Here is a 22,047-nt window from a genome sequence, read left to right as displayed (position 1 = left end):
TTGGCATCGGCCACAGTTGCACATGGTCAGTGCTGCACGACCAGGTCTTCGACGCTGATCATCCGCTGCAGCTTCCAGTGACCGTCCACGCGCTCCCAGAGCTGGGCAACGCGAACCGTCGCGCCACGCGTGGGCTGGGCATCGGCGGGGGCGTGTTGCAGGGGCTGGTTGGCCAGCCGCAGGACCCGGTCCTGGCGCAGCCGGTACAGCAGCAGGGAGGGCGAGCCGCAATCCTGTCGTGCGGCTTCCGGCTGCTGGGTTTCGGCAAGCAGGATCTGGCTGCGAAGGGCCTCTTCAGTGGGCTCGTTGCCAGCGCTGAACAGGCTGGAGAGCAGCAGCATCAAGGCAAGCATCGGCATGGCACGGTGCTCCAGCGGGAAAGTGCACGCAGGCTGGCATGACATGTGGGGTGCTGCAGCCGGCCTGCGACGAAGGCCGGAATTGAACCGCCAAAGACGGCCGGGGAGCGATGAATCCGGGCCGTGCAGGCGTAGACTCCGGTCTACCGCGCAATCGCGCCGTCACTGCAAGGAGCTGCCGCATGAGCGATCACGTCCCGGTTTCCAGGCCCAATCCGTTTTTCGAACTGCTGTTCGGCGGCAACATGCTGGAAGGCACGTTCAAGGCGGTGATCTGGGTGGCCCTGCTGGCGGCGGTACTGGCCTGGACCACCTTCCGCTGAGTGGAAACCGCACGGCGCGGCACGGGGGCATGCGCCGGCACTGAACGCTGGAGATCAGGCGCTGAAGGCCTGCCGCAGGCTGCGCAGCGTCGCCTGGCGATGTTCCTTGGCCGTCGCTTCGCCCATTTCCAGTTCCTGCAGGCGCAGCCCGACCAGGGTCATCGACAGCGCGTAGCCGCGTGCCGCATCGGCCACGCGGGACAGGCCCAGCGCCCGTCGTGCCAGTGCGTTCACGTGCTCAAGGTCGGGCATGAGGACGAGGTAGGCGCGCTCGGCGCTGTCCAGGTCGGGCGCACGCAGGATCGCGTGCGCTTCGGTGGTGGGGGAGACGGAGGCCATGTGGGGTGTCCTTGTCCGTAACGGGCGCTCGATCAGAACGAGCGCATCAGGGAAACGAAGGCTGACGTCTGTGTACCGCGTCGCGCCATCGGGCTGTCCTTCACTGCATCACCGAACCATTGGTTGGCGACCACGCCGGTCGCGCGCCACTTCGTGCCCAAGGGCGTGCTCACCGCGATCTGCAGGCTCGGCGACGTCGCGCTGCCCGGGTTGTAGGCGGCAAGCCCCGAGCGCACTGCTTCCGCGTCGCTGATGCCGTAGTAGTAGTCGAGCAGGCGTGCACTGGAATGCACCACACCCACCCGGGGCACCCAGGTGAAGCGTCCGGCCTGGATCGGATAGCTGTAATGCAGGCGCGATTCAATGCCGCCGCCATGGCCGGTGACCTCGCGCATCACGCTGGCTTCGACGATGCCCCAGTCAGCGCTGTATTCGCCGTTGAGGCCGGCCATGGCCGACATCTGCCGGCTGTGCAGGCGGCGCAGCTGCGGATCGTTCACGTCGTCGGTCTTGAAGCGCAGCGTGTACGGGGTGACCGCAGCCGACAGGCGCAGGCCCTGGCCCTTGTACAGGTACATGCCCAGCGAGCCGGGGCTGGCGAAGAAGCGCTGGCCCTGCCAGGCAATGGACGGTACGACCAGCGGCTTGACGTCATAGTGGGCGTAGGCCCCAGAGGTCGCCCCTGCGCTTATACCGGCCTGCACGCCCGGGTTCTGCTCGCCGGCGTACGCTGCCAGTGGCAGGCCAATGGCGGCGGAGAACAGCAACGGGCGCAGCAGTTTCGGGGGCAGCGACGGCATCGATCAACCACTTTGCGGGGGATGGCTGCGCATGGTGAGGGCTCAACATTGTCAGAACATTGCGCCGGTGCAATCGGCACGCCTGGGGGAAAAAGCTGGCGGCAGGCACTATGATCGGCACCGTTTCCGTAACCGAGCCGCTGATGCGCATCCTCCTGGTCGAAGACGATCCCGATCTGTCCCGTGCCCTGCAATCGGGCCTGGAGCGGCAGGGCGTGGTCGCCGACGTGGTCGGCAGCCTGGCCGAGGCGGCGATCGCATTGCGCGAGCCGGTGCACCAGCTGATGCTGCTCGACCGGCAGCTGCCCGATGGCGATGGCGCAGGTTTCGTCGCCACCGCGCGTTCGCTGCGGCCGAACCTGGCGGTGATCATGCTGACCGCCAAGGGCACGTTGTCGGACAAGGTTGAAGGACTGGATGTCGGCGCCGATGACTACCTGGTCAAGCCGGTGGCGATCGAGGAGCTGATGGCGCGCATCCGCGCGGTGTCGCGGCGGCCGTCGGCGATGGTGACGCCGAGCCTGCACCTGGGCCGGCTGGAATTTGACTTCGAGTCGCTGCAGGCGCAGGTGGAGGGCCAGCCGCTGGCGTTGCCACGGCGCCAGGTGCTGGTGCTGCAGGCATTGGCGATGCGGCAGGGGCGGACCGTCACCCGCAGCGCGCTGGAGGCGGCGGTGTACGGGTTCGATGATGAGATTCAGTCCAATGCGCTCGACGCGCATATATCCAAGCTGCGCAAGGCGCTGCAGCAGGCCGGGGCGGGCGTGGAAATTCATGTGATCCGCGGTGTCGGCTATCTGCTGGCGGAGGGCTGAGATGGCGCGTCCGATCCGTTCCATCACGCTGGGTCTGGCCTGGCGCCTGTTCCTCGCGCAGGCCTTCACCGTGCTGTTCGCGGTGGTCGCGCTGATCCTGACCTGGGGCGACAAGGACACCTGGGGCATGGACATGTTCATGGCCGAGGCAGTCGCCAAGGCGGTGCACAGCGACGGCGGCCATTTGGTCCTGGACGAAGCGCGCTGGCGCAGGCTGGACGCGGAGGCAGGCGGTAACCTGTGGTTCGCGGCCGTCGATGACAAGGGCGTTTGGCTGGAGCGCGGCACGATCCCTGCGATCCACGCACCGCTGCTTGCGCGTCTGCCGACGCTGGGTGCCACCGAGCTCGGCTCGCTGGTGCCGCCGTACCTGGACGTGGCGCGGGTGATGATCCGCAAGGAAGATGGTCGCCGCATCACGGTGATGGTCGGTGGCGCGCCGAAGGGCGGCCTGCTGGATGGCGCGCTGATGGTGCTGCGCCTGATCGGCCTGTGGTTCTTCCTGCCGTTGATCGTGGTCACGCTGCTGGTGATGCCGACGGTGATCCACCGCGCGATGCGCGGGGTGCGCCGCTCCGCGCAGCAGGCCAAGGAGCTGGATATCGGCCAGCCGGGTGCGCGTCTGGATGCGCAGCTGGTGTCGACCGAGGTCGCACCGCTGGTGGAAGCCTTCAACGACGCAATCGACAAGGTGCAGCAGGGGTATGCCGCGCGTGACAAGTTCCTCGCCGATGCCGCGCACGAACTGCGCGTGCCGATCGCAGTGGTGCAGGCGCGGCTGTCGCAGCTGCCGCAGGGCGAGTTGAAGTCGCAGCTGTTGACCGATGTCGCCCGCCTCGGCAACGTCGCCGAGCATCTGCTCGACCTGCAGCGGCTCGATCGCAATGTCGGCGCACTGCAGCAGCTGGACCTGGCGCTGCTGGTACGCGAAGCGGCCGCGGATCTTGCGCCGTTGGTGGTCGGCGCCGGCTATGGCTTTGAAGTGGATGCGCCGGAAGTGCCGGTGTGGATCCACGGCGACAGCCTGGCGCTGGGGCGGGTGATCGCCAACCTGGTCCACAACGCCATCGTCCATGGTGGCGGGCGCGGAACCATCTGCGTACGGCTGGACGCGCGCGGCCTGCTGGAAGTCAGTGACCAGGGTGCCGGCATTCCGGTCGGTGACCGCGAAGCGATCTTCGAGCCGTTCCATCGGCTGCGTGCGGCCGGCAGTGGTAGTGGCCTGGGCCTGCATCTGGTCAAGGAGATCGTGCAGCACCATGGCGGATCGGTCAGCGTCGGCGAGGCGGCCGGTGGTGGCGCCAGTTTCCGTGTCAATTTCCATCGCGGTAGCGTCCGCCGCTGACGCCAATACGGGCTAAAACCCGATAGGCAAGCTGCTGCCCCGGCGCCAGGCTGGGGTGATGGTCGTCGAACGATCCGCCCCACCGCTGTTTGGCAGTGGTTGTGCCGCCGGTCTGGTGCTGGGTGCGCTGGCCTGCGTGCAGCTGCCGGTGCTGCCGCCGTTGTGGCTGTGCATGCCGTTGGCCATTGCCAGCGCCACAGGCTGGATCGTGCCTTGGCGCGGCCGCGCCTGGGCGGCTGCACTGTTCGGCCTGTCGTGGGCGGCATTGCACGGACACTGGGTCCTGCAGGACCAGCTTCCACCCGGAGGGCCGGCGCAGGGCGTGCAGGTCCTTGGCCGAGTGGTTGATCTTCCACACAGTGGCCCCGGCTATACCCGTTTCGTGTTGAAGGTCGACGAGGCCGATGCGCTGCCCTCCTTGCGTGGCAAGCGCCTGCAGATCACCTGGAACGATCCATGGCGTGGACCGCCTGCGAGCGGCACCGATGGTGGGCGCCATGCGGTTCAAGCTGGCGCGCACTGGGAGCTGTCGCTGCGGGTGCGGGCACCGCGTTCGCGGATCAATCCTGGAGGCTTTGACGGCGAGCGCCATGCATTGCTGCGGGGTATATCCGGCACCGGTACGGTGCGCGATCCGGCGAGTGCGCGTGAGCGGCGACCCGCGCACGGCCTGCCGGCCTGGCGCGAGCGCAGCAGTGCTGCCATCGCCACCCAGGTTGCCCATCCTGCCGCTCGCTTCGTACAGGCGCTGGCACTGGGCGATACCCGCGGCTTGTCCGATACCGACTGGGAACACCTGCGCGCTCTGGGCCTGACCCATCTGGTCGCCATCTCCGGATTCCATGTCGGTGTGGTTGCCGGCTTTGGCGTGATGTTGTGCCGGGGCCTGTGGTGGCTGTGCCCATGGTTGGCCCGCCGCTGGCCAAGGCCGCAGGCGGCCGCGTGGGGCGCCGCATTGGCGGCGGTAATCTACGCGGTGGTCGCCGGCGGCGCGTTGCCCACGGTGCGCGCCGCGCTGATGATCGGCGTGGTTGCGTTGGCCCGCGCCGGGCGTCGTCCGGTCGGTGCGGGGCAGGGGTTGGCACTGGCTGCCGTGGTGATGCTGCTGCCGGCACCGCTGTCGGTGCTGGCCGCCGGTTTCTGGCTCAGCTTCGGTGGCGTGCTGTGGCTGCTGTGGTGCCTGCCCCGCAGCGGGCCGGAGGGCGTCGGTGCTGGCCTGCGCGGATTCCTGGCCGCCCAGGGGGTGGCCAGCCTCGGCCTGCTGCCGTTGTGCGTGGCGCTGTTTGGCGGCACTGCCCGCTTGGGCCCGCTGGTCAACCTGCCGATCATCCCCTGGTGGACGCTGCTGGTAGTGCCGCTGTCGCTGCTGGGGACCGGGTTGCATGCGCTGCACGACGGGGCGGGGCGCTGGGCATGGCGCGCCGCTGCTGGGCTGTTCGAGCTCAGCTGGCAGGCCCTGCAGCAGCTGGCCCTGCATCCGCAGGCGATGTGGTGGCTGGCCGAGGCGCCGCGCTGGGCGGTACCCGCAGCGTTGCTGGGGGTGTTCTGGTGGCTGCTGCCGCGCGGGAACGGCGGCGGCCTGGCCGGCCTGCTGTTATGCCTGCCGCTGCTGTGGCCGGCACGTGAGACACCGGCGGAAGGGGAGCTGGAACTGCTGGTGCACGATGTTGGCCAGGGCACGGCGGTGCTGCTGCGCACCGCGCGGCACGCGCTCTGGTACGACGTCGGGCCGCCGACCGGCGGCGATGGCAACGAGCGGATCCTGGTCCCGGCCCTGCGCGCGCTGGGGCAGGCGCCGCCGCAGCAGGTGATGCTCAGCCACGATCACCTCGACCACACCGGCAGCCTGCCCAGCCTGCGTCGCCAGCTGCCGGGGCTGCAGCTGCTGGCGCCACCGGGCAGCGCTATCGCCGGTACCCGGCCGTGCCAGCAGGGGCTGCGCTGGCAGTGGGACGGGGTCGATTTCCAGGTGCTGCACCCGGCGCCCGGCAGCCGCCACGCCGAGAACGAGGACAGCTGCGTGCTGCGCATCTCCAGCCGCCATGGCGTGGTGCTGCTGGCCGGCGATATCGGTCAGCCGGCCGAGCAGGCGCTGCTGCTGGCGTCCCCAACGGCACTGAAGGCGGACGTGGTGCTGGTGCCGCACCATGGCAGCGGCGGCAGCTCCAGCGCGCCGTGGGTGGCCGCGGTAGCACCACGGCTGGCGCTGGTTTCGGCCGGCCACCAGAACCGCTTCGGCCATCCCCGCCCGGACGTGGTCCGGCGCTGGCAGGCGCAGGGGGCCGAAGTGCTGGCCACGGCCGATTCCGGTGCAATCCGCGTATGGCTTGGCGCACAAGGGCTGCAGCTGCGTGAACAGCGTATCCACGCATCCCGGTGGTGGGATGCCGCTGGGCGGGCGCGGTCGGCTGCTATCCTATCGCCGATTGAACAAGCGGCCGCTGGGCCGGAGGGTTGAAACGTGTGGGAACTGGTCAAGGCCGGTGGCTGGCCGATGGTGCCGCTGCTGCTGTTGGGCGTACTGGCTTTGGCGATCATCCTGGAGCGTTTCTGGTCCCTGCGGCGTACTGAAGTGCTGCCGCCCGGCCTCGGCCAGGAAGTGCGCAACTGGGCGGCACGCGGCAAGCTCGACCCGGCCCACCTGCAGACCCTGCGCAGCAACTCGCCGCTGGGCGCGCTGCTGGCCGCTGCGCTGGAAGCGCGCAACCGGCCGCGTGACCAGATCCGTGAACGCATCGAAGACACCGGCCGCCACCTGGTGCACCGCATGGAACGCTTCCTCAACGCGCTGGGCACCATTGCTTCGGCCGGCCCGTTGCTGGGCCTGCTGGGCACGGTGATCGGCATGATCCAGATGTTCCTGGGCATCCTCGACCACGGCGTGGGTGATGTGAACCAGCTGGCCGGTGGCATCGGCAAGGCGCTGGTGTGCACCGCCACCGGCATGATCGTGGCCATTCCGGCACTGATGTTCCACCGCTACTTCAAGGGCCGCATCCACGGCTATGTGGTGGAGATGGAGCAGGAAGCCAGCGCGCTGCTGGATACGCTCGACGGCCGTCCCGGGGTGTTGAACCCGGCCCCGGCCGCACGTCCAGCCAATGCTGCCACGGCAAAGGCCTGATCGATGCGTATCGGCAACGACCGATCCCAGGATGAGCCGCATATCGACCTGGTGCCGCTGATCGACGTCATCCTGGTGCTGATCATCTTCTTCGTGGTCACCACCACCTTCGATGCGCGCTCGACGCTGCAGGTGCAGCTGCCGACCGCCAGCGATCAGCCCAGCAACGAACCGCCGCGCTCGCTCAGCGTGTTGATCAACGCCGAAGGCCGCTATTTCATCAATGACCAGGAAGTGCTGCGCAGCGACGTCGAGTCGGTCAAGCAGACCATCGCCGCCGTGGCCGGCAGCGACCGCACGCAGCCGGTGCTGTTACGCGCCGACGCACGCACTCCCTACCAGGCCGTGGTGACCGCGCAGGATGCGCTGGGTCAGCTCGGTTTCCGCCGTATTGCCATTGCAACAGCACCCGAGGTGCGTCCATGAGTTCCAAACACGCGCCGGTGTGGCCGATCTACAAACGTCTGTTGGGGTATACCCGCGCCTACTGGGGCCTGATGGTTGCCGCCGTCATCGCCATGGTGGTGGAGTCGGTGGCCGGCTACCACTTCACCAAGCTGATGGAGCCGCTGGTCAATCGCGGCTTCGTCAATCCCGAGCCCAGAATGGCGGTGATCCTGCCGCTGACCATCCTCGGCCTGTTCCTGATGCGCAGTGCCGCCACCTGGGTCAGCGACTACGCGCTGGCCAAGACCGGCCGCAGCGTGGTGCGCGACCTGCGTGAGCAGGTGCTGGCCAAGTACCTGCACCTGCCGTCCTCGCATTTCGATACGGAATCGACGCCGGTGATGGTCAGTCGCCTGAATTTCGACACCGAGCAGGTCACCCAGGCCAGCGCCGATGCGCTCAAGACCGTGGTGGCAGATACCCTGACCATCATCGCCATGCTGGCAGTGATGCTGCAGATGAGCGTCAAGGTCACCGTGGCGATGCTGGTGGTGGTGCCGATGATCGGCGTGATCGTGTCCTACGTCGGCAAGCGCTACCGCCGTATCAGCCGCGGCATCCAGGACGGCATGGGTACGATGGCGCAGACCGCCGAGCAGTCGCTGGCCGCGCAGCAGGAAGTGAAGGTGCACGGCACCCAGCAGCATGAGATGTCGCGTTACTCGCGCCTGGCCAACCGCATGCTGGCACTGAACATGAAGGTGGAAATCACCCGTGCCGGTGCCTCCAGCGTGGTCCAGTTCCTGGCTGCGCTGGCCCTGGCGGTGATCGTCTGGGTGTCGACCCGTGAAGCCTTGGCGGGGCGCCTGAACGCCGGCCAGTTCATGGGCCTGATGATCTCGATGACCGCGATCATTCCGTCGCTGCGCCGGTTGACCAGCGTGCAGTCCTCGATTTCCCGTGGCGTGTCCGCTGCCGAGCGCCTGTTCGACATCCTCGACATGCCGGTCGAGCGCGACGAAGGCCGCAATGCAGCGCAGCGCGTACGCGGCGAACTGGCCTTCGAGCACGTCATGCTGCGCTACCGCGAAGACAGTGGCATTGCCCTGGATGACATCAGCTTCGTCGCCAAGCCGGGCACGGTCACCGCCATCGTCGGCCGTTCCGGCAGTGGCAAGACCAGCCTGATCCGGCTGGTGCCGCGCTTCTACGAGCCCAGCGGCGGGCGCATCACGCTGGATGGTGTGGCGCTGGACGACTATCCGTTGGCCGACCTGCGCCGCCAGGTGGCAATGGTCGGGCAGAAGGTCATGCTGTTCGACGACACCATCGGCGCCAACATCGCCTATGGCATGGACGCGACCGACGAACAGATCCGTGCGGCGGCCGAAGCGGCCAATGCGTGGGAGTTCATCGCGCGCATGCCGCAGCAGCTGCAGACCCCGGTCGGCGAGAACGGCGCGCTGTTGTCCGGCGGTCAGCGCCAGCGCCTGGCGATCGCCCGCGCGATCCTGCGCGATGCGCCGATCCTGATCCTCGACGAAGCCACCGCCGCGCTCGACAACGAATCCGAGCGCCTGGTGCAGGACGCGCTGCAGCGCCTGATGCCCGAGCGCACCACGCTGGTCATCGCGCACCGCCTGTCGACCATCGAGCATGCCGACCAGGTGCTGGTGATGGACCACGGCCGCATCGTCGAGCGTGGCACCCACAAGGAGCTTCTGACCATGGGCGGCCTGTACCAGCATCTGCACAGCATGCAGTTCCGCGAAAGGCAGGACTGATGGCCGGCAAGGGTACCCAGACCCCGCCGTACTGGTACGACGGCAGCCCGGTTCCGTGGGCGATGCGCCTGCTGGCGCCGCTGTACGCCGGTGTCACCGCGTTGCGCCGGCGTGCCTACCGGCGCGGCTGGCGCAAGCACTACACGCTGCCGGTGCCGGTCATCGTGGTAGGCAACATCACCGCCGGTGGCACCGGCAAGACGCCGCTGACCATCGCGCTGGTGGAGCGCCTGCGAGCCGCTGGCTGGAAGCCGGGCGTGGCCAGCCGTGGCTACGGCCGCGAAGACGCCGACAAACCGCTGTGGGTGCAGGCCGACACGCCGACCGCCAAGGGCGGTGACGAGCCGGTGCTGATCGCCTGGAAGACCGGCGTGCCGGTGCGGGTGGACCGCGACCGAGTGGCTGCAGGCAAGGCCCTGATCGAAGCCGGTTGCGACGTGATCGTCTGCGACGACGGCCTGCAGCACTATCGGCTGGCGCGCGACATCGAGATTGAAGTAGTCGATGCCCAGCGCCGCTACGGCAATGGCCGGATGATCCCGGCCGGGCCGCTGCGCGAACCGGTCAGCCGTGCCAGCGAATGCGACTTCCGTGTAGTGAATCTGGGCCAGGCCGACGAAGAGACCGCGACGCAGGCCTGTGGCTTCGGCCAATGGCCGATGGCGCTGCACATCGACAGCGCGCAGCCACTGGCCGGTGGCCGTGCGCGCCCACTGGCGTACTTCAAGGGCCAGCGCGTGCACGCCGTGGCCGGTATCGCGCATCCGCAGCGCTTCTTCGACATGCTGCGCGCGCGTGGCATCGGCGTGGTGCCGCATGCCTTCGCCGATCATCAGGCCTACCAGCCGCAGGACCTGTCCTTCGGCAGCCAGCTGCCGGTGCTGATGACCGAGAAGGACGCGGTGAAATGCCGTGCGTTTGGCAATGATTGGCACTACGCGGTTCCGCTGCGTGCCGAGCTGCCTGCCGCGTTCTGGGTGGCGCTGACCGACCGCCTGGACAAGCTGCGACCGAACTGAGTGGCGCAGCGGCGCTTGCATTCACGCGCCGCCGGCCGCATTCCCGTTGTAACGAGCCTGCCGAGTACCGCCCGCATGACCGAATTCGTCGTCGCCATTCCGGCCCGCTATGCCGCCTCGCGGCTGCCGGGCAAGCCGCTGCGCCTGCTGGGCGGTGAGCCGCTGGTGCTGCATGTGGCGCGCCGCGCGCTGCAGGCCGGTGCCGGCGAGGTCTGGGTCGCCACCGACGATCAACGCATCGCCGACGCACTGTCCGGCCTGGCCGAAGTGAAGGTGGCGATGACCGCCGCTTCGCATGCGTCCGGCACCGACCGCCTGGCCGAATGCGCGCGCATTGCCGGCTGGGCCGACGACACCGTTGTGGTCAATCTGCAGGGCGATGAGCCGTTCGCACCCGCGGCCGGCATCCGTGCGGTGGCCGAGGCACTGGTCGGTGGCAATGCGCCGATGTCGACCCTGGCGACCACTGTTGAAGACGCGCACACCCTGTTCGACCCCAATGTGGTCAAGCTGGTACGCAACGTGCGCAACGAGGCGATGTACTTCAGCCGCGCACCGATCGCCTGGCACCGCGATGGTTTCGCGCGCAGCCGGGACACGTTGCCGGAGGGCCATGCCTGGCTGCGCCACATCGGCATCTACGGCTACCGTGCCGGTTTCCTGCAGCAGTTCGCCGCGATGCCGCCGGGCCGGCTGGAGCAGGTCGAGTCACTGGAGCAGCTGCGCGTGCTGGAAGCTGGCTATCCGATCAGCGTGGCGATCTCGCCGGAACCGTTCCCGCCCGGCATCGACACCCCGGAAGACCTGGAGCGCGCCGAAGTGCTGCTGCAGGCAATGGCCGCACGATGAAGCTGCTGGTCGTCTGCCTCGGCAACATCTGCCGTTCGCCGATGGCCGAAGGTGCGCTGCGCGCACGCCTGGAGGCCTCGCCGCTGGCGGGGCGGGTGCAGGTTGATTCGGCGGGCACCGGCGACTGGCACGTGGGTGAGCCGCCCGACCGGCGCGCGATCGCCTGCGCGGCCGGGCACGGCGTGGGCATTGGCAGCCTGCGTGCGCGCCAGCTGCAGGCCGTGGATTTCGACCGCTTCGACTGGATTCTGTGCGCCGACGAAGCCAACCTGCGCGATGCAGGTCGCCTGGCCACACCCGCCCAGCGCGAACGCCTGGCGCTGTACCTGCCGTGGTCCGGCGGAGAGGGCCGGGTCGCGATCCCGGACCCCTACACCGGCGGCAACGATCACTTCGAACAGGTCTGGACACTGGTCGACGATGCTGCAAAACGTGCCGTGGCACGACTGTTGCATGACGCCGACTCCGGCATAATCGGGCCATGAACGTCCAGCCCGTCCCGGACCTGCCCGAGTTCGCCACCTGGCTCAATGCCACCCCCTGCACCCTGACCGAACTGCGCGGTCGGCCGGTGGCGCTGTTGTTCGTCAACGCGGCTTCCGCCTGGAGCGCGCAACGCCTGGCCGAGTTCGGCCAATGGCTGTCGCGCCACCCCGGCAAGCTGCAACCGCTGGTGCTGCAGGTGCCTCGCTTCGATTTCGAACGCGAGGCCGGTGCCGCACTGAAGCTGCTGCGCCGCCAGGGGCTGACGATGCCGGTGCTGCTTGATGCCGACTGGGATGGCTGGCGCCGCTTTGGTGTCACCGCCTGGCCGACCATGGTGCTGCTGGATGCGCAGGGGCGCGAACAACAACGGCTGGTCGGGCAGGGCGCGCCGGGTGAACTGGAGCGTGCCTTGAATGCACTGTGCGAGGGCGCGCCATCGGCGCCGCCGCGCGGTGGCAGCGAACTGCATCCGGAGCCGCGCCACGCGCTGCGCTTCCCGCTCGGCCTGGCGGTCAGCACCGAACGCCTGTACATCGCCGACAGCGGCCATCACCGCATCCTCGAATGCAGCCACGGTGGCCGCATCCTGCGCCAGTTCGGGCTGGGTACCGCCGATTTCATGGATGGCAACCTCGCCGAGGCGGCCTTCCACCGCCCGCAGGCGCTGGTGCTGGAGCGCGATTCGCTGTACGTCGCCGACACCGGCAACCATGCCGTGCGCCGCATCAACCTGTTGACCGGGATCGTCGATACCCTGTGCGGCAACGGCCGTCCCGGTGCGCCGGTGGAAGGTCCGGTCGCACAGGCCAGGCAGGTGTCGCTGGATCATCCGGTCGGCCTGGCCATCGCCGACAACCAGCTGCACATCGCCATGGCCGGCGACAACCGCATCTGGAGCTACCACCTGGGCCAGCGCAGCCTGCAGTGGCGCGCCGGCAGCGGTTCCATCGACGAACGCGATGGTAGCGGCCACCTGGCTGCCTTTGCCCAGCCCACCGCACTGGCCGTGGTGCAGCAGGTGCTGTACGTGGCCGACGCGTTGGGTTCCTCGATCCGTGCGCTGCAGCTGCGTGGCGACCTGGTGCAGACGCTGGTCGGGCAGGGGCCCTGGCGCTTCGGCAATGAGGACGGCCCGCGCACCCAGGCCAGCCTGCAGTTTCCGCAGGCGATGGCACTGAGCCCGGATGCGCCGCTGCTGTGGATCGCGGATACGGGCAACGGCCGCCTGCGCACCCTGCGCCTCGGCGGTGGTGAACTGACCACCCAGCCGCTGCCGCGCCGCCTGCATGGTCCGGCCGGTCTGGCAGCCGGTGCGGGCGCGGTGTGGATCGCCGAGACCGATGCCCACGCCGTGCTGCGTTTCGACCCCGACAGCGGCGTGCTCAGCGAAGTCCCGATCAGCGAATGACCGACGTATCCGCTCCGGTCTTCGACGGCAAGGCCTTCGCGGCCCAGCTCAGCACCGCCCCCGGCGTGTACCGCATGTACGCTGCCGACGACACCCTGTTGTACGTAGGCAAGGCGCGCGCGCTGCGCAACCGTGTCGGCAGCTACTTCAACGGCAGCCCGAAGAACGCGCGGATCATGTCGATGATCTCGCAGATCACGCGCATGGACGTGACCGTGACGCGCTCGGAAGCCGAGGCGTTGCTGCTGGAAAACCAGCTGATCAAATCGCTGTCGCCGCGCTACAACGTCTCGCTGCGCGACGACAAGACCTACCCGCATGTGCTGCTGACCCGCGAGGACTGGCCGCGCATCGCGCTGCATCGTGGGCCGCGTGCCATTCCCGGTCGCTACTTCGGGCCGTACCCCGGCGTTACCGCCGTGCGCGAAACGCTGAACCTGATGCACAAGCTGTTCAAGCTGCGCAGCTGCGAGGACAGCGTGTTCCGCAACCGCTCGCGGCCGTGCCTGCAGTACCAGATCGGTCGCTGCAGTGCGCCGTGCGTGGAGCTGGTGCCGGCGCCGGAGTACGCCGAATCGGTGCGCCGCGCCGCGCTGTTCCTGGAAGGCAAGAGCGACGAGCTGACCCGCGAACTGGGCGAACAGATGCAGGCCGCCAGCGAGGCGCTGGAGTTCGAGCAGGCCGCACGCCTGCGCGACCTGATTTCTTCACTGCGCAGCATGCAGACCCGCCAGTACGTGGATGGCCGCGCCGCCGACCTGGACGTGCTGGCCGTGGCCATGCAGGGCTCGCAGGCCTGCGTGCTGCTGCTGGCCTTCCGTGATGGTCGTAATCTCGGCACCCGCCCGTTCTTCCCGCGCACCAATGGCGAAGAAAGCCCGGAAGAAGTGCTGGCCGCCTTTGTCTCGCAGTACTACATCGAATTCGAACCGCCGCGCGAGATCCTGCTGGACCGCGAGATTCCCGACGCCGACCTGCTGGTCGCCGCGCTGTCGGCCTCGGCCGAGCGCAAGGTGCAGCTGAAGTGGAACGTGCGCGGCGAGCGCGCCGGCTACGTGGAACTGGCCAGCCGCAACGCGCAGCTGACCCTGGCCACCGAACTCAACAGCCGCAATGCGCAGCACGCGCGCAGCGATGCCTTGCGCGACATGCTGGGTCTGGCAGAGCCGGTCAAGCGGGTCGAATGCTTCGACATCAGTCATACGCTGGGCGAGGCCACCGTGGCGTCGTGCGTGGTGTTCGACGCCGCCGGCCCGGTGCGTGCGCAGTACCGCCGCTTCAACATCAGCGGCATCGAGCCGGGCGACGATTACGCCGCCATGCGCCAGGCCATCGACCGCCGCTTCCGCCGTGCAGTGGAAGAGCAGGGCGTGCTGCCGGACGTGCTGCTGATCGATGGTGGTGCCGGCCAGCTTGCGCAGGCGCAGGCCGCGCTGGCCGACCTCGGCGTGGAAGGCGTGCTGCTGGTGGGCGTGGCCAAGGGCGTGGAGCGCCGTGCCGGCCACGAAGCGCTGGTGATGCCCGATGGCCGCGAGCTGCGTCCTGGCGCGGCCAACCCGGCGCTGCAGTTCATCCAGCAGGTGCGCGACGAGGCCCACCGCTTCGCCATCACCGGGCACCGCGGCCGCCGCCAGAAGGCACGGATGACCAGCAAGCTGGAGGACATTCCCGGTATCGGCCCGCGCCGCCGTGCCAGCCTGCTCAAGCATTTCGGTGGTCTTGTAGGCCTGAAAGCCGCTGGTGAAGCGGAAATCGCCAAGGTGGAAGGCATCAATGACGCCCTCGCGGCACGTATCTACGCTAACCTGCACGGGTTGGCCACGCCTGATCCGGCCGAGTAGAGAGAGAAGCACGCAAGCATGAAGTTGACCCTGCCCACCTGGCTGACCTTGTTGCGGATCGTGATGATCCCGGTGCTGGTGCTGGTGTTCTACCTGCCCTACACCTGGACCAACTTCGCTTCGGCGGCGATCTTCGGCCTGGCCGCGATCACCGACTGGCTCGATGGCTGGATCGCACGCCGTTACCAGCTGGAGTCGGCCTTCGGCGCCTTCCTCGACCCGGTCGCGGACAAGCTGATGGTGGCAGTAGCGCTGTTCCTGATCGTGCAGGGCCACCCGACGCCGTGGATGGCGTTCTGGGCGGCGGTCATCGTCGGCCGCGAGATTGCGGTGTCGGCGCTGCGCGAGTGGATGGCCGAGCTGGGCCAGCGCGCCAAGGTGCGCGTGGCGATGATCGGCAAGGTCAAGACCACGGCGCAGATGGTTGCACTGCTGTGCCTGCTGTATTCGGTGGCGCCGAACGTGCCGGTGCAGGACATCTGGATGGGCTGGCCGGTGTTCCACATCGGCGACTGGACCCTGGCGATTGCCGCGGTGCTGACCCTGTGGTCGGGCCTGCAGTACCTGCATGCCGCCTGGCCGAGCCTGCGCGATGACGAGCGCGCTGCGCGCGAGCGGGCGCGGCAGAAGAAGCTGGGCAACTGAGCCCCGGGGTCGGATCCCTTTCCGCAGGAAAGGGCACTGACCCCATCGATGCGCCTATCCACGCATGGCGTGGATACGCAATGTCAGGCGCATCGCAGATCTCCGAAAAAAGCGCTTGACGCCATCCTTGGAATAGGTAGAATTTCGCCTCCCAAGCGGGAATAGCTCAGTTGGTAGAGCGCAACCTTGCCAAGGTTGAGGTCGCGAGTTCGAGTCTCGTTTCCCGCTCCAGATTCAGGAAAACGCTCCCGAAAGGGAGCGTTTTTCGTTTGCCTCCAACGCGCTTCATCCCCACTTCACCGCCACCCCATCGCCGCACCACGCGAAGGTTCGATGCTGCGTCCTTCTTTCCCAGGGTGACGCCGCGATGCCTCATCAATCCTCCGCCTATGACCACGATGTGATCATTGTCGGCGCCAGTTTCGCCGGTGCCGCCTGTGCGTTGGCCGCCGCCCAGTACGGCTTGCGCGTCTGCGTGCTGGAACGCAAGGCCGACCCCGGTGAGCGCCTGCACACCACCGGCATCGTGGTGAAGGAAGCGATGGAGCAGACCTGGCTGGGGCGCATGCCCGAGCATCTGGTGCAGCGGGTCGCAAACGTGCGCCTGTATGCGCCGAACCTGCGCAGCGTGTTGCTGGCCGCACCGGGCTATTACTTCCTCACCACCGATACGCCGAGCCTGATGCGCTGGCTGGCCAGCGAACTGACGGCCAATGGTGTCGACCTGCGCCTGCAGCACTCCTTCACCGACGCCCATCGCAGCGGTGATGGCTGGCAGGTGGAAGGGGCAGGGCGATGCGCCTATCTGGTCGGCGCCGATGGTGCGCGTTCGCGCGTGGCCCAGCGCACCGGCCTCGGCCACGTGCGCGACAATCTCCATGGCGTCGAACGTGAGTTCGCCGGCCTGCAGCTACCGCAGGGCGATGCACTGCATTGCTTCGTCAGCAAGCGCTTTGCACCGGGGTACATCGGCTGGGTCGCACAGAACCCGACCGGGCTGCAGGTCGGCCTGGCGCTGCGCCATGACCCGAATCAGGTGCGGCCGCCTGATATCGATGGCTTCCTTGAGCATGTGCGCGATGTGGTCGGCATTCCGCCTTCTGCGCGTCCATCGGCCACCCGCGCCGGGCTGGTGCCGTGTGGTCGGCCGGATGGGCCGATCACCGACGCTCGCCTGATCCTGACCGGCGACGCCGCAGGCATCGTCTCGCCGTTGTCCGCCGGGGGCATCCACTCATCGTGGCGGCATGGCTGGGCGGTCGGCGAGGCGATTGCCCGCCATCTGCGTGGCCAAGGGCCGGAAGCGGAACGGGTGGCCCAGCAGGTGGCGCCGGCATTCCATGGCAAGCGCCTGCTGCGCTGGGGGATGGACCACCTGCAGGCCGATTGGCCGCTCAATGCCTTGCTGCACACGGCCGCCACGCGGCGCATCGCCGAGCAGATCTACTTCCATCGCCGCGGCCTGCGCACGTGAAGGGAGCAGGCGGGGACGCCTGAACGCTGCCCCTCACGTCACGTGAAAATTCCTGTTGACGCCGTGCAGCAATATCGACACAATAGCGCTCCTTCGACGCAGGTCGAACGGAATCTGCGGGAATAGCTCAGTTGGTAGAGCGCAACCTTGCCAAGGTTGAGGTCGCGAGTTCGAGTCTCGTTTCCCGCTCCAGATTCAAGAAGAACGCTCCCGCAAGGGGGCGTTTTTCGTTTGTCACACCGGTTGCACCACTGCCGCGCTAGCGTGCCTTGCCGGGCAGGGCGCTGCACCAGGTCAGGGCATCCTGCCGGTCGAAACCAGGGCAGCGGTTGTCCTGCGGGATGTAGACGTAGGGAACATCGTCTTCGTAGGTGAAGTGGTAATAGTAGGTTCGATCCTTTCCGTACAACCAGTAGTTCGACGATCCCTGGTTGATGGCATATGGCTCGAACGTGAAGATCGAAGATTCACCGGGGATGAAGTTGCTGCGCTCCATCAGTAGCAGCATGGCGTTCGAGATCAGTGGGGTGGTCAGGACGAGCGCGATCACGCCGACAGTCACTGTCGTGATCGAGCCGATCAGTAGCCAGCGGCGGGGGCGTTTCACGGGCAGGCAGCACCGAAGCAAGGCAGTGCCGCAATGTGCAATACGTCGTGAAAGCCGTCCAGTGTTCCGTGTCGAGAACGCGCTGAAAGCGTGGTGAAAGGCTGGGGCAGCACTGCCTGAACCGCACGCGTGCTGTGACCTTTTTCGGACCAATTCTCCATGTTCGCTCCACAATCGCACGGTAGCCTTCATGCTCCTTCTACACGTTGGCGGGCTGGTGGTCAGGCGTATCACTCCAGTGGCAGTGCCCAGGACCGGGCGCGGATTCTCCCTGCATGCGGTGCTGCGCCCCGGCGCGCTTCTGGCCAGCCTGGCCCTGGCCGGCTGCATGTCGGTGCCGGTTCCGGACCTGCCTGACCGCACGCCCAGCACCTGGACCCAGGTGCCACAGAGCCAGGGTGTGGCCGTCGACGCCAAGCAGTGGTGGAAAGCGCTGTCCGACCCGGCGCTGGACGGGCTGGTCGATCAGGCCATCGCCGGCAACCTCGATCTGCAGCAGGCCACGCTGCGCCTGCAGGCCGTTCGAATCGTCGCCGGCACTTCGGATTCGCGCTTCCTGCCGGAAATCTCAGCCAGCGCCAAGCAGGTGCAGGATGCCGCCGCAGTCGACACCTATTTCCATGCCGGCATCGAAGCGATATGGGACCTGGGCCTGTTCGGCGCCGCCGAAAGTGCGCAGCTGAGCGCGCAGGCCTCGGCTGGCAATGCCGAGGCGCTGTGTAGCGCCGCGCAGGTGGCGGTGATCGCCGACGTGGTGCGCAACTATCTCGACCTGACCGTGGCACACGCCCAGCAGGACCTGCTGGCCCGGCAGCAGGCTGTGGATGATCGCGGCGAACAGTTGGCCCTGGTGCGCCAGCGCCTGCGCCTGGATGAGCCGGGCGAACTTGATCGTCTGCGTGCACGCCAGGCGGCGACCCGGGCAGCTACGGCGCAGGCCCGCGAGAATGCGCACAACGCTGCCCGTGCGCTGGCCCTGCTGCTGGGCCGCGACGGCCCGGATCCGACCTGGCAGGCCTATCGCACGCCGCCAAAGCTGGGTACGTTCTCGCTGCAGCAGGTGCCGGTGGATCTGCTGCGTCATCGCCCGCAAATTCTGCTGGCCGAATCGGAGGTGATGCAGGCGGCGGCGAGCAAGGGCTCCGCACGCGCTGCGATGTATCCGCGGGTCAGCCTCGGCGGCTCGATCCTGTACGCCTACAACCTCACCCAGAACGCCCGCTCCAACTCCGACTCCAGTCCCTCGATCGGCCCGTACATCGATATCCCGCTGTGGGACTGGGGCCAGCGTCGCGCGCGCTTCAATGCCGATGAAAAGCAGCTGGATGCCGCGCTGCTCGGTTACCGCAAAGCGGTACTGGAAGGCGTGAGTGAGGTGGAAGGCGCGCTCGGCAGCCTTGCACGCCAGGACAGCAGCATCCAGTCGCTGCGTGCGGCCAATGATGCCGCCGGCCAGCAGGTCAAGCGCCAGGCGCGGCAGGTGCAGCTGGGCCTGTCCAGCGAGTTCGATGGGCTGGACACTCAGCGTGCCGCACTGGCCTCGCAGGCCGATCTGATCGGTGCGCAGGGCGCGCGCGTGCTCGCGTTTGCTTCGCTGTACCGCGCGCTTGGTGGTGCACCGCTGCCGACTGAGGGTGAGGGCGAACAGCAATGATCGCGCTGGCCCGAAAGACCCTGGCCTATGAGTGGCGCCGGTTCCTGCCGGTAGTGCTGGCAATGTGTTTCGCCGGGGTGTTGCTGATCGTGCAGGCGGCGCTGGTACTGGGCATCTTCGGTACCGCCGCGATCTACGTGAAGGCATCCTCCGCTGATATCTGGGCCGGCTTTCCCGGCACCCAGAGCGTGAACTACGGCCATGCAATCAGCGCGGATGTCGAAAGTCACCTGCGCATGGACCCGGATGTCACCCGCGTCGAGCCCTACGAATGGGTCGATGGCGAATGGCGTTCCAGCGCGCAGGGTACCGGCAACGTGTCGGTGTACCTGTCGGGTATCTCCACGCAGGACGATGCGATGATGTTCGCGCGCATCCTGCCCGCCGACCTGCGCGCGCAGCTGCGTGAGCCGGGTGCGGTGATCGTCGACAGTGCCGATCTGGATACGCTGGGCGTGGACCTGCAGAACAACCGTGCCTGGATCAACGGCAAGGCGGTGCGCGTGGTTGCCGCACAAGCGGGCCTGCGTGGCCTTGGTGGCGTCAACGTACTGGCTTCGCTGGATACCGCGCGCGCCATCGCCGGTACCGATCCGCATGAGGGCAGCACCTATTTCGTTGCGGGCCTGCGCTCGCCGGACCTGGCCAACGGCGTGCGTGATCGTCTGGCCGCGTCGATGGGGCAGGCAACGCCGGTCGAGTTCTGGACCGCACCGGAGTTCGCCAGCCGCTCGCAGCAATACTGGCTGTTCGATACCGGTGCCGGCATCGCGGTGTTGTTCATGGCGGTCATCGTCTGCTTTGTCGGTGCGGTGATCACCAACCAGTCGTTTGCTTCGGTGGTGGCCGGTTCGGTACGCGAGTACGCCACGCTCAATGCCCTCGGTGCCGGTCGCTATGCGCTGGCGCGGGTGGTGTTCGAGCAGGCACTGTTGATCGGCGGCGTGGGCATGTTGTTGGCGGCGGCCTTCAGTACCGCGGTGTTGCTGATCGCGCAGACCCAGCGCGTACCGGTGCAGCTGACGCCGATGGTCATCATCGGATGCGTGGCACTGGTGGCGGTGATGGCCATGCTGTCGAGCATCATGGCGGTGCGCAGTGTCGTCCGCTCCGATCCATCGTTGCTGCTGCGTTGAGGGCCGGCCGATGACTTCTACACGCGCCGTCGCCCCGACCCTGCAGGCCGATGCATTGGAAAAGGGTTTCATGTCCGGGGATGTGCAGGTGCCGGTGCTGCGCGGCCTCTCGCTGGACATCTACCCCGGTGAGCTGACCCTCGTGTCCGGTCCGTCTGGTTGCGGCAAGAGCACGCTGCTGTCGTTGCTGTCTGGGTTGTCTGCGCCCGATGGCGGCCGCGTGCACGCACTCGGCCAGGACGTGGGCCACATGACGCGCAGTGAAGTGGAGCGATTCCGCCTGCACCATGTCGGCTTCGTGTTCCAGGGTTTCAATCTGTTTCCGGCGCTGACCGCACTGGAACAGGTGCAGCTGCCGCTGGGCTATCGAGGCATGAGCAATCGCGAAAGCGAACCGCTGGCGCGCAAGGCACTGGAAGAAGTGGGCCTCAGCCATCGCAGCCACATGCGTCCGGCGCAGCTGTCCGGCGGCGAGAAGCAGCGTGTGGCCGTTGCCCGTGCCTTCGCCAAGTCGCCGACGCTGATCTTCGCCGACGAACCCACCAGCGCGCTGGACGCCGAGAACGGCCAGCGCGTGATCGACATCCTGCATCGCTACGCACGTGCGCATGGCGCCACCGTGCTGTGCGTGAGCCACGATCCGCGCCTGATCCGGCATGCCGATCGGGTGATCGCCATGGAAGACGGCATGGTCCGTGACGATCGCCGCCAGAACGAAACTGTAGAGTCCGCCCCATGATCAAGACGCCGTACCTGCTCCCCCTCAGCCTGGCCCTGTCCGCAGCATTGCTGCTCGGCGCCTGTTCCAAGGAGGCGCCTGCCCCAGCATCCGCCGGCAAAGCCAGCACTGCTGCCGCCGGCAAGGTCGCGGTTGCGCGCGGCATCATTGACGTCGAGGGCGGTTTGATCGCGCTGGCACCGCCGGTGGATGGCTCGATCACTGCCGCGCCGGTGAAGGAGGGCGCCATGGTGAAGAAGGGACAGCTGCTGCTGTCGCTGGATGGCGCGCTGCTGCAGCAGGAAGTAGCGATGGCCACAGCTGATCTCGCCTTGGCCAATGACCGTCTGAAGGGCAGCCAGGCGCAGCTGCGCGAACTGGAGCGCAATGCGACTCGCCTGTCCACCGGCGCCAGCGAAGGCGTGTCGTCCAACCAGCAGGCCGATGCAGCCAAGCAGCAACTGGTCGGTGTGCGCGCCGATGTCGACGTGGCCGGTGCGCAAGTTGACATGGCCCAGCACAAGCTGGAGCACGCGAAACTGAAACTGCAGCAGATGTCGCTGAGCGCACCGGAGGCTGGCACCGTGGTCGGCCAGGTGCCGGGACTCGGTGCATTCGTACAGGGTGGCAAGCCGGCGATCTCGCTGCTGCCGGCACGCCCGCTGCAGGTGCGTGCCGAACTCAGTGCGGCCTACGCCGATGCCGTGCAGGTGGGGATGCATGCCATCGTTGTGCCGGACAGTGATGGCGCAGAGAACACCGGCTCACTGCCACCCGCACGCGTGGTGCGCATCAGTCCGGTGTTCGCGCAGGCGCGTCTGCCGGAAGACGCCGGGCGTGGCGTGGCCAAGGTAGTGGAGTGCGTGCTGGAGTTTGATGGCAACGCCAAGGCGCGCTTCGGCCAGCATGTGCGGGTGGAGTTCCGGAAGTAGGC

At 67.7% G+C, this 22,047-nt stretch carries 22 protein-coding genes and 2 tRNA genes; 20 read left to right on the top strand and 4 right to left on the bottom strand.

Annotated features, from left to right (window positions below; translation table 11 throughout):
• Positions 1-26: 26 nt before the first annotated feature.
• Positions 27-359 carry a hypothetical protein gene (locus DI041_RS12735; protein ID WP_046984512.1) on the bottom strand — a complete coding sequence of 111 codons (333 nt, stop codon included), beginning with the start codon at positions 357-359 and terminating at the stop codon, positions 27-29.
• A 182-nt stretch (positions 360-541) separates the two neighbouring features.
• Here DI041_RS12735 and DI041_RS21265 point away from each other — a divergent pair, with 182 nt between their 5' ends.
• Positions 542-682: a hypothetical protein gene (locus tag DI041_RS21265; protein ID WP_162838403.1), complete on the top strand. Its 141-nt coding sequence runs from the start codon at positions 542-544 to the stop codon at positions 680-682.
• 54 nt (positions 683-736) lie between these two features.
• Here DI041_RS21265 and DI041_RS12730 read toward each other — a convergent pair whose 3' ends face one another.
• The gene (locus DI041_RS12730; RefSeq protein WP_004152241.1) at positions 737-1,021 is read right to left on the bottom strand and encodes a hypothetical protein; all 285 of its coding nucleotides are present in this window, start codon (positions 1,019-1,021) and stop codon (positions 737-739) included.
• A gap of 32 nt (positions 1,022-1,053) precedes the next feature.
• Positions 1,054-1,821, bottom strand: a complete 768-nt coding sequence (locus tag DI041_RS12725; protein WP_046984511.1) for a MipA/OmpV family protein — start codon at positions 1,819-1,821, stop codon at positions 1,054-1,056.
• A 143-nt stretch (positions 1,822-1,964) separates the two neighbouring features.
• Between DI041_RS12725 and DI041_RS12720 the strand changes: the two genes are divergently transcribed.
• The 15 genes from DI041_RS12720 (at position 1,965) to DI041_RS12650 (ending at position 17,190) form a co-directional block, all read left to right on the top strand.
• Positions 1,965-2,636, top strand: a complete 672-nt coding sequence (locus DI041_RS12720; RefSeq protein ID WP_046984515.1) for a response regulator transcription factor — start codon at positions 1,965-1,967, stop codon at positions 2,634-2,636.
• Position 2,637: 1 nt separating this feature from the next.
• Positions 2,638-3,981, top strand: coding sequence for a sensor histidine kinase (locus DI041_RS12715; protein WP_136638767.1), 1,344 nt, complete (start codon positions 2,638-2,640; stop codon positions 3,979-3,981).
• Positions 3,982-4,039: 58 nt separating this feature from the next.
• A complete protein-coding gene (locus DI041_RS12710; protein ID WP_136638766.1) occupies positions 4,040-6,439 on the top strand; it encodes a DNA internalization-related competence protein ComEC/Rec2 in 2,400 nt (799 codons plus the stop codon).
• A gap of 3 nt (positions 6,440-6,442) precedes the next feature.
• A complete protein-coding gene (locus DI041_RS12705) occupies positions 6,443-7,105 on the top strand; it encodes a MotA/TolQ/ExbB proton channel family protein (RefSeq protein ID WP_046984508.1) in 663 nt (220 codons plus the stop codon).
• Positions 7,106-7,108: 3 nt separating this feature from the next.
• The gene (locus DI041_RS12700) at positions 7,109-7,531 is read left to right on the top strand and encodes an ExbD/TolR family protein (RefSeq protein WP_046984507.1); all 423 of its coding nucleotides are present in this window, start codon (positions 7,109-7,111) and stop codon (positions 7,529-7,531) included.
• Positions 7,528-9,276: a lipid A export permease/ATP-binding protein MsbA gene (gene msbA, locus DI041_RS12695; RefSeq protein ID WP_136638765.1), complete on the top strand. Its 1,749-nt coding sequence runs from the start codon at positions 7,528-7,530 to the stop codon at positions 9,274-9,276. The genes DI041_RS12700 and msbA overlap by 4 nt, the downstream gene beginning before the upstream one ends.
• Positions 9,276-10,295, top strand: a complete 1,020-nt coding sequence (gene lpxK, locus DI041_RS12690; protein WP_046984505.1) for a tetraacyldisaccharide 4'-kinase — start codon at positions 9,276-9,278, stop codon at positions 10,293-10,295. The genes msbA and lpxK overlap by 1 nt, the downstream gene beginning before the upstream one ends.
• A gap of 75 nt (positions 10,296-10,370) precedes the next feature.
• The gene (gene kdsB / locus DI041_RS12685; RefSeq protein ID WP_136638764.1) at positions 10,371-11,144 is read left to right on the top strand and encodes a 3-deoxy-manno-octulosonate cytidylyltransferase; all 774 of its coding nucleotides are present in this window, start codon (positions 10,371-10,373) and stop codon (positions 11,142-11,144) included.
• Entirely contained in the window at positions 11,141-11,629 is a 489-nt protein-coding gene (locus DI041_RS12680) for a low molecular weight protein-tyrosine-phosphatase (RefSeq protein WP_136638763.1), read from the top strand. The genes kdsB and DI041_RS12680 overlap by 4 nt, the downstream gene beginning before the upstream one ends.
• On the top strand, positions 11,626-13,038 hold the full coding sequence (locus DI041_RS12675) for a nhl repeat protein (protein WP_046984502.1): 1,413 nt from the start codon (positions 11,626-11,628) through the stop codon (positions 13,036-13,038). Before DI041_RS12680 ends, DI041_RS12675 begins: the two co-directional genes overlap by 4 nt.
• Complete coding sequence (gene uvrC / locus DI041_RS12670; protein WP_046984501.1) at positions 13,035-14,879, top strand: excinuclease ABC subunit UvrC; 1,845 nt, start codon at positions 13,035-13,037, stop codon at positions 14,877-14,879. Before DI041_RS12675 ends, uvrC begins: the two co-directional genes overlap by 4 nt.
• 18 nt (positions 14,880-14,897) lie before the next feature.
• Positions 14,898-15,524: a CDP-diacylglycerol--glycerol-3-phosphate 3-phosphatidyltransferase gene (gene pgsA, locus DI041_RS12665; RefSeq protein WP_004152330.1), complete on the top strand. Its 627-nt coding sequence runs from the start codon at positions 14,898-14,900 to the stop codon at positions 15,522-15,524.
• Positions 15,525-15,679: 155 nt separating this feature from the next.
• A tRNA-Gly gene (locus tag DI041_RS12660) sits at positions 15,680-15,755 on the top strand.
• Between the two features lie 136 nt (positions 15,756-15,891).
• A complete protein-coding gene (locus DI041_RS12655) occupies positions 15,892-16,998 on the top strand; it encodes an NAD(P)/FAD-dependent oxidoreductase (RefSeq protein WP_136638762.1) in 1,107 nt (368 codons plus the stop codon).
• 116 nt (positions 16,999-17,114) lie between these two features.
• Positions 17,115-17,190 (top strand) — tRNA-Gly (locus DI041_RS12650).
• Positions 17,191-17,257: 67 nt separating this feature from the next.
• Here the strand turns inward: DI041_RS12650 and DI041_RS12645 are convergent.
• On the bottom strand, positions 17,258-17,605 hold the full coding sequence (locus DI041_RS12645; protein ID WP_248298462.1) for a hypothetical protein: 348 nt from the start codon (positions 17,603-17,605) through the stop codon (positions 17,258-17,260).
• A 190-nt stretch (positions 17,606-17,795) separates the two neighbouring features.
• Between DI041_RS12645 and DI041_RS12640 the strand changes: the two genes are divergently transcribed.
• The 4 genes from DI041_RS12640 to DI041_RS12625 are packed head-to-tail and all read left to right on the top strand — an operon-like array spanning position 17,796 to position 22,045.
• Entirely contained in the window at positions 17,796-19,259 is a 1,464-nt protein-coding gene (locus DI041_RS12640; RefSeq protein WP_136638761.1) for an efflux transporter outer membrane subunit, read from the top strand.
• Positions 19,256-20,395 carry an ABC transporter permease gene (locus tag DI041_RS12635; protein ID WP_136638760.1) on the top strand — a complete coding sequence of 380 codons (1,140 nt, stop codon included), beginning with the start codon at positions 19,256-19,258 and terminating at the stop codon, positions 20,393-20,395. The genes DI041_RS12640 and DI041_RS12635 overlap by 4 nt, the downstream gene beginning before the upstream one ends.
• A gap of 10 nt (positions 20,396-20,405) precedes the next feature.
• Positions 20,406-21,134, top strand: a complete 729-nt coding sequence (locus DI041_RS12630) for an ABC transporter ATP-binding protein (protein WP_046984909.1) — start codon at positions 20,406-20,408, stop codon at positions 21,132-21,134.
• Complete coding sequence (locus tag DI041_RS12625) at positions 21,131-22,045, top strand: HlyD family secretion protein (protein ID WP_136638759.1); 915 nt, start codon at positions 21,131-21,133, stop codon at positions 22,043-22,045. The genes DI041_RS12630 and DI041_RS12625 overlap by 4 nt, the downstream gene beginning before the upstream one ends.
• Positions 22,046-22,047 lie beyond the last annotated feature (2 nt).

This window comes from Stenotrophomonas maltophilia, from assembly GCF_004920835.1.
GTDB classification, from domain to species: Bacteria; Pseudomonadota; Gammaproteobacteria; order Xanthomonadales; family Xanthomonadaceae; genus Stenotrophomonas; species Stenotrophomonas maltophilia_AQ.
The sequence above is the reverse complement of the archived record's forward strand: the minus strand, read 5'-3'. Positions and strand labels throughout refer to the sequence as shown.